A 7,362-nucleotide genomic window follows, 5' to 3' on the forward strand; every position below is an offset into this window, starting at 1 on the left:
TTTATCTAATAAAAATCTCTAATATTCAAATTCTTCCTTTATTTATCATTAATTTTTTTATTTTCTTATAAGTTATAATTTTTTAATTTCTATCTACACCTACTTAAAAATAAAAATTTTTATATTTCTCCTGTAAAAAATTAAATAATATTAAAAAATATTTATTTAATTTTTTTAATTCAAAATCTTCCCAATATTAATTTTTAAATTTTTTTACTTTTAAGATTTTATCCGCCATCATATTAAAAATTAATTTATAATTTTTCTAATAATTAAAAAAACTCAGTTGTAAAATTACAACTGAGTTTAAATAGTTTATTATATTATAAACTTTCAGCAAAAGCTTGTAATGAAGTTCTTGCTTGTCCGAAGTCAACCATTTGTTGGTCAAATCCAAATTTAATATGAGGTAATCCAGCTTCATCAAGAGCTTTTCTTAATGATGGATATTCTAATTCTTCTGGGTCACAGAATTGCATCATTGCGATTACTACTCCATCAGCTCCAGCATCTTTAGCTTTTCTTGCTACATATTTAGGACGCTCTTCAATTTTTGGATCGTATAATATTGTATCGTTATCTTGGTTAGCAAATTGTACTGCTAAAGCTCTGATAGGATCTTCTATATCCATTGGAACATCTGTTGTGAATGCTCTTGATTCATGAGCGATATCATCAGCAACAATAGCTATTTTATATTCATCAAATAATGCTAATAATTTAGGATTATCCATAATAATTCCTGATGTAAGAACTTTAACTCCATTCCATTTTACTTCTGGTAATTTAGCTAATTCTGCGTTTAATTCTTTTAACATAGCTGTATGCTCATCTTTTAACATAAAGAAAGCACTTTTTAAAACAGCAGATCTATTTACTGCAGATACAGCTTCTGGATGTTTTCCAGCTAATTTAACAAATTCTCTTCTTGTTGCTCTACTTTCATTATAAACTCTGAAAGCTTCGAACATTTTTTCATCTTCAATTTTATGTCCAGCTATCTCTTCTAATTGTCCTTTTACTCTGCTGAATTCATGCATAGTAAATTTAATTCCATATTCAGGTTTTCTGTTTTGTGGATGAGCTAAGAACATAAATGGTAAATGAGGTATAGCTACTTTAAAGTTTTGTGATAATGGACGTAATGTATCACACATAGATGATAAGATTACTCCTGATAATCCATCAAATTTTCCTTCTAAAGCCATTTCTAAGTTCATTTGAGCTATTGTACAATAGAATGATGCAAAATATTCTTTTGCTCTACTGATTGTTCCGTGAGTTCCCCAAACACCAAATGGAACCATTCCTGAAGCATAAACTATTTCTTCTGGAATATAGTATGGGAAACATCCTATTATTTTTTTACCTTCTGCTTTATATTTTGCCATTTGTTTTTCTGGATTGTATGCAATTTCTCTAAAATTATTTAATAATTCCTCAACTCTAGTCATTATTTGTCTCCTCCCTCTTTAGCAGCTTCTCTTTTAGCCTTATTTGCTTCCATAACTTCAAATAGTCCTTCAACACGAGTTCTATATTGTTCGTCAGAGAAGTTTCTAGGGTCAGCTTGGTCTCCGTCAAATCCAGCTACTGCTACTCCTAAATCTTTACGGAATCTTCTTTCCATTTCAGGCATATATCCACTCCATGGTTTACAACTTCTGTTGTAGTGAACTAATATTCCATCTACATGGTTTTCTTTACATAAAGTTTCTCTCCACTCAACACCTTTTTCTAAACAAACTGAGTTTGGTGCAACACAGTAAGCTCTCATTAATTCGTCCATATTATTGTAAACGAATCCGAATGCTGGTGCATAAACAACTGCTGTTGTATTGATTCCTTTCTCTTTTAATGGTGCAAATAATTTTTGTAATTGTGGCCAACAAGGGATTCCTTCAAACATTATTCTATAGTTTTCTTCATATTTCCAAGTTGATTTTCCTGATTTTACATTTTCTTCTAACTCTTCTGCTAGAGCTTCAAAAGCTAAAGCTGTTGATTTTTTAGCACGAGCTGTAACTATATCAGCCATGTGGTTGAATAAGTCGAATCCAGCGAAAGGAGATGGTTTATATTGTAAGTAAGAACATACTTTTAACCAAGCTTTTGCTGAACGATTAGCATTTTCACAAGCTTCTTCGAATTTTTTTGGATCCATTTTACGACCAGCTATTTTTTCTAATTTTTCGATAGCTTCATCGAATTGTCCTCTTAAGTAATCTACTTGAGCTTGGCTTACTTCTTTAGTATTGCTATAAGGTACGTCTATCATTATTAATGGAATGTTATGCATTCTTGCAATGTTTTCATACCATTTTGTCATACAGTTACAAATGTTGTTACAACATAATACGAAGTCTGGTTGAGGCATTGGTTTTTCATCTGCTTCATAACCTGCTGCGTATGCTAAGTTTATTCTTGTATAAGCACAGATATCGTTATCAAATCCCATAGCTTCTGCATGTTCACACATTCTTTCTCCACCATGTTTTGCTCCTATAGCTGCTGCTTGGTTTTCTGGATAAACTAATTTTAATCCTAAAGCTTCACAAATTTCTGAAGGGAATTTAGATGATGACCAACCTACTGGCTCACCGTTTCTTTTTGCTTCCCATGCTGCTTGATATACTTCTTTTTCTACTAACTCTCTAAGAACAACCTTAGCTGGTTTTTTTTCTTCTACTGGCTTATTTACTTCGCTCATTCTATTCACTCCTTTGTATTTTTTGATATGCAAATAATGCTGCTCCTATAGCTCCTGTAAATTGAGTTAAAGGTGAAGTCTTAACTTCTTTCCCTAACTCTTCAGACATTGCTAAAACAACTCCACCATTTAAAGCAACACCACCTGTCATAACTAAATCGTCTTCTAACCCTACTCTTTTTGCTAGTCCTCCAACTCTTCCAGCAACTGAACGATGGATTCCTCTTATTATATCTCTTTTATCTGTTCCTTTTGCTAATTGGGAAATAACTTCTGATTCAGCAAAAACTGTACATGTAGAACTGATACTTACATCTTTTGTTGATTCTGCAGATAAATGTTGAAGATCACTTACTTTTACTTCTAGAACTTTTGCCATTACATCTAAGAATCTTCCAGTTCCAGCAGCACACTTATCGTTCATTACAAAGTTTATTAAAACTCCTTTAGGACCAACTTTTAAAACTTTTGCGTCTTGTCCTCCAATATCAATTACAGTTTTTACATTAGGAAACAGATAATTAGCTCCTTTTGCATGACAACTTAACTCACTCATTTGGTAATCTGCCCATTCTAAAAGAGAGTTACGTCCATATCCTGTTGCTAATACACAAGCTATATCTTCTCTTTTTAACCCAGCTTGTTTTGTTACTTCTTCTATAACTCTTGCTGGACCACTTGTTCCTGCTCCTACATTAATAACGGCTTTACTGATAATTTCTTTTCCATCTTTTAGTATAACACTTTTAGATGCAGTAGAACCTATATCAATTCCCATTGTGTACATTAAAATCCTCCGTTTCCTTGCACTTAAAAAAAATTATTTATTTCTTATATATACTTTTAAACTCATATATATTAAAAATCTAAGTCTGATAATACAACAATATTTCACCTCTGACGAAGTGAAATATTGTTTATTTTTAATTTATAAAATTATTATCTTTTTGTGTAGCTATCAAAATCACGAGTTGATCTTGGAAGTAACATTTGATGGAATGCACAGATTCCTTTTGGATTTTGATAAGCAGATTCTACGAATGCCTCAATATAAGGACGAAGCATAGTCATATCAACTATTTCATCTACCATTCCAGTTTCAGCACAAGCTTTTGGTCTTGATTCTCCGTGGAATTTAGCGATTAATTCGTTCATTTTATCTATTGTAGGTTGTAAATCTTTTCCTGCTTTTTTATCTTTAACTAATTTTCTAGAGTACATAGCTATTGCTGCTGTTTCCCCGTTCATTACATACATTTCAGTTGCTGCTGTTCCAATTGAGAAAGCGTTAGTGTTGTTTCCTTGTGGTCCTCCTAATACATAGTGAGCTGCAGCACTTCCTTTTCTTAATGTAATTTCAAATTGAGGAACATCTGTATTTTCAATAGAGTAGATTAGTGATTGTCCTAATCCTAGTAATTCTGCCTTTTCAGCTTCGTCACCAACATCTATTCCTGTTGTATCTTGTACCCAAACAATAGGTAATTTGTCTCTTCCGCAAAGAGTAACAAATTCGTTCATTTTAATTAATCCTTGACGATATAATTTTCCTCCGATTCCTATTGCATTTTCTCTATATTCAGGATATTTCATTAATAGTCCTTGTGCGTTTGCTACAACTCCTACTAATAATCCATTTATCTTAGCTGTTCCTGCTATTATTTCAGGTCCAAATCCTTTTTTGTATTCAACAAATTCTGAGTTATCAAATAAACGAGCTAGAACTTCATACATATCGTAAACTTTCTTTTGATTTAAAGGAACAATTGAATATAAGTCTTCAGCTGAATATTTAGGTGGTTTTGGAGTGTCTACTCTAAAGAATTCTAAGTTGTATGAAGGTAACATATCAATGTATTTTTTAATTCCTTCTATTACTCCTAACTCTTCTTGGTAAACTTCTCTCATAAATCCTGTTTCATTGAAATGGATTGAAACAGATCCTGGAGGATTTTGTTTTCCTGCATTCATTGTATTTTGAATGATTTGTTCAGCATCTTCCATTTCGATGTGTCCCTTAGGGTTCATTCCTCCTACGATTCCTGCTCCTCCAACTGCCATATTAGCTTTTCTATGAGCAATTATTAATGTTGGACTGATACTGTGGTATCCTCCACCAGCTGGGTTAGTTCCATATATTCCTACGATTACTGGAATTCCTAATTTTTGTAATTCAGCATTTCTGAAGAATGGAGTTCCTCCACCTCTTCTGTTAGGATATACTTTCTCTTGCTCTGTAAATTTAACTCCACTACAGTTTAATACATAAACTAAAGGAATTCTTAGAGTTTTTGCTGTATCAGAAGCTCTTAATAAGTTGTCTGCTTGTCCTGCAACCCAAGCTCCTGCTAATTTTTTATTATCAGAAGCAACGATTACTGCCCATTTACCATTGATTCTTCCTAATCCTTTTACTATACCAGTAGAACCATTGTCATTTCCTTCTGGGTTATATATAGTATTTAATGGACACCAAGTTCCTTTATCTACTAATGCTGCTATTCTTTGTAAAGCTGTCATTTGTCCTGATTCATTTAATGATTCATCTGAACGTCCTTCAGCTTGTACAGTTTTTATCGCTTCATGTATATCAGTTTCAATTGCTTTTAAAGCTTCCATATTTTCATTATTTACTGCTGCTACAGGTTTTCCTATTGTAGGCATATTTTGAAAATATTTTGGCATTGAATAATTATTCATTTATTTCCTCCTGATTTTTCTACTTTTAAAGATATCTAAAATTATTTAGCTTCTTCTACTGGAACTTTTATAAATGCTTGACCTGGGTCAATTTCTTCTCTTATCATTTTTATTACTTCTGGAGATGGAGCTTCTAATAATACAGCTCTTGAAACATCTATATCAAATCCTGTATTTTCTAATACATCTTCTGGAGATGAAGTTGGATAGTATCCAGCTAAGTACATTCTCTTAGTTTCTTCATCGAATTTTAAGATTCCTCTATCTGTAACTACCATTATTGGTCCTCTGTTTCCAGGTAATCCTGCTCTTTCACGACCACCAGGTCCGTCCATCCATCCTGGAGAAGTTACATAGTCTACTTTATTTATAAATCTTCTTTTTTCATGTTGCATCATTATTATTGTATTTGCATAAGTTGCAATTCCGTTTGCTCCTCCTGAACCAGTAAATCTAGTTTTTGGATGGTTATAGTCTCCTATTGAAGTTGAGTTAACGTTTCCATATGGGTCTATTTGAGCTCCTCCGATGAAAGCTACTAATCTTGACTCATCATGTAACCATTCATTTGCTTCGAATCCTATGAAACGAACGTTTGGCCATTGTACAGCACAATGTGCCATGAATCTACTATCTCCAACACTTCTTGGTACTTCTATTGGATTACAATCCATAAGTCCACTTTCTACTATTATGTTACATTCAGGTGCAAATACTTTCTTAGCAACAGAAGCTCCGATTAAAGGTAACCCTGTTCCAACTATAACTATTTGTCCATTTTTTATTTGTTTAGCAATTGTTACTGCTTGCATTTCTTTATTTGTATAATTAGTATAATCTGCCATTTCTATCTTACCTCCTCAGCTTTTTTTGCATATCCTAATCCAGGAACTATATTTAAGTTTACTAAACGAGATGCTCCTAATTTATTTAGGTAAGCTTCGTGAGTTGGCACATCATAAACCCATTCTTTTAAGAATGCTTCAAAATCTTCTTGAGTTTTACTTGCTACGTCATATACTTTTAAGAAGCTGTTATCATAGTCGTAGAATCCATAACATTGAGTTGGGTGAGCTCCATATGGTGCATGAACTACTGCGTCAACACAGAATCCAGGGATTGAGTTTTTAGTTGGATCTAAACGAATTTCTTCGTTGCTTACTACTTGCTCACAAGTTACTATACAACGTTTTGCTGCAATAGCGATATCTACGTCGTGGAATTCGTCACCTAATATTGAACAAGTTCCATCTGGAGATGCTTGTTGTACGTGAATTATAGCTAAGTCTATTTCAGGTACTGGTACTGCAACTACTTTTTCTCCTGGTTTGAATGGATTTTCTACATAAACAAATTTATCATCTGGTAATTTGTCTATTGTTTTTCTTACTTCTTTAGAAATTCCCCATTTATTTACTAGGTCTGTTCCCATCATTAAACGAACTGGTAAATATGGTAATCCTAATGATGCAGCGTGTAACATTAACATGATAACGTCTTGAGAGTAGTCTTCCATGTTTAATTTACCTTGCTCATACCAAGCTCTGAAACGTCTAGATACGTTTGTTACTCCTGAGTTAGCTGTATAACAGTTAATATAAGCTTTTACTCTTCCAGCTCCTATTAACATATCCCAGTCTCCACCAGCAGGTCCTGATTCTCCTACAAAATCTTTAAATCCTTGTCTTAAGATTTCATAAACTAATGCATATGGTTTTCTATTAGTAGTGAATCCTCCTATTACCATATGATCTCCATTTTTGACATATTTTGCTACAGCGTCTTTTAAAGACATTATTTTACTTTCCACGTCAAAAACCTCCTTAAAATATTTTTATTTTGTTTTATTCAATAATTTATTATTTTCCAAATACCATCATAAAGAATCCTGCTGCAACTGCTGATCCTATAACTCCTGCAACGTTTGGTCCCATAGCATGCATTAATAGGAA

Annotated in this window: 7 protein-coding genes; all 7 read right to left on the reverse strand. The window is 32.9% G+C overall.

The window, feature by feature from the left end:
• Positions 1 to 323 precede the first annotated feature (323 nt).
• Complete coding sequence (locus Q1J48_RS01615) at positions 324 to 1,454, reverse strand: 2-hydroxyacyl-CoA dehydratase subunit D (protein ID WP_300332021.1); 1,131 nt, start codon at positions 1,452 to 1,454, stop codon at positions 324 to 326.
• Positions 1,454 to 2,710 carry a 2-hydroxyacyl-CoA dehydratase subunit D gene (locus tag Q1J48_RS01620; protein WP_300332018.1) on the reverse strand — a complete coding sequence of 419 codons (1,257 nt, stop codon included), beginning with the start codon at positions 2,708 to 2,710 and terminating at the stop codon, positions 1,454 to 1,456. The genes Q1J48_RS01615 and Q1J48_RS01620 overlap by 1 nt, the downstream gene beginning before the upstream one ends.
• Before the next feature lies 1 nt (position 2,711).
• Positions 2,712 to 3,497: a (R)-2-hydroxyglutaryl-CoA dehydratase activase HgdC gene (hgdC, locus tag Q1J48_RS01625; protein WP_300332016.1), complete on the reverse strand. Its 786-nt coding sequence runs from the start codon at positions 3,495 to 3,497 to the stop codon at positions 2,712 to 2,714.
• 152 nt (positions 3,498 to 3,649) lie between these two features.
• Positions 3,650 to 5,410: an acyl-CoA carboxylase subunit beta gene (locus tag Q1J48_RS01630; RefSeq protein ID WP_300332013.1), complete on the reverse strand. Its 1,761-nt coding sequence runs from the start codon at positions 5,408 to 5,410 to the stop codon at positions 3,650 to 3,652.
• Positions 5,411 to 5,451: 41 nt separating this feature from the next.
• Complete coding sequence (gene gctB, locus Q1J48_RS01635) at positions 5,452 to 6,255, reverse strand: glutaconate CoA-transferase subunit B (RefSeq protein ID WP_300332011.1); 804 nt, start codon at positions 6,253 to 6,255, stop codon at positions 5,452 to 5,454.
• 2 nt (positions 6,256 to 6,257) lie between these two features.
• Positions 6,258 to 7,205 carry a glutaconate CoA-transferase subunit A gene (gene gctA, locus Q1J48_RS01640; RefSeq protein WP_300332024.1) on the reverse strand — a complete coding sequence of 316 codons (948 nt, stop codon included), beginning with the start codon at positions 7,203 to 7,205 and terminating at the stop codon, positions 6,258 to 6,260.
• 64 nt (positions 7,206 to 7,269) lie between these two features.
• On the reverse strand, positions 7,270 to 7,362 hold a 93-nt coding region (locus Q1J48_RS01645; protein WP_300360705.1), incomplete at its 5' end, for a sodium ion-translocating decarboxylase subunit beta.

The organism is Fusobacterium sp., assembly GCF_029258315.1.
In the GTDB taxonomy this organism is placed as follows: Bacteria; Fusobacteriota; Fusobacteriia; order Fusobacteriales; family Fusobacteriaceae; genus Fusobacterium_B.

What these genes read in the sequence shown, in the direction of transcription:
- Q1J48_RS01615 (WP_300332021.1), bottom strand. Translation starts at nt 1,454, where the DNA reads ATGACTAGAGTTGAGGAATTATTAAATAATTTTAGAGAAATTGCATAC.
- Q1J48_RS01620 (WP_300332018.1), bottom strand. Translation starts at nt 2,710, where the DNA reads ATGAGCGAAGTAAATAAGCCAGTAGAAGAAAAAAAACCAGCTAAGGTT.
- hgdC (WP_300332016.1), bottom strand. Translation starts at nt 3,497, where the DNA reads ATGTACACAATGGGAATTGATATAGGTTCTACTGCATCTAAAAGTGTT.
- Q1J48_RS01630 (WP_300332013.1), bottom strand. Translation starts at nt 5,410, where the DNA reads ATGAATAATTATTCAATGCCAAAATATTTTCAAAATATGCCTACAATA.
- gctB (WP_300332011.1), bottom strand. Translation starts at nt 6,255, where the DNA reads ATGGCAGATTATACTAATTATACAAATAAAGAAATGCAAGCAGTAACA.
- gctA (WP_300332024.1), bottom strand. Translation starts at nt 7,205, where the DNA reads ATGTCTTTAAAAGACGCTGTAGCAAAATATGTCAAAAATGGAGATCAT.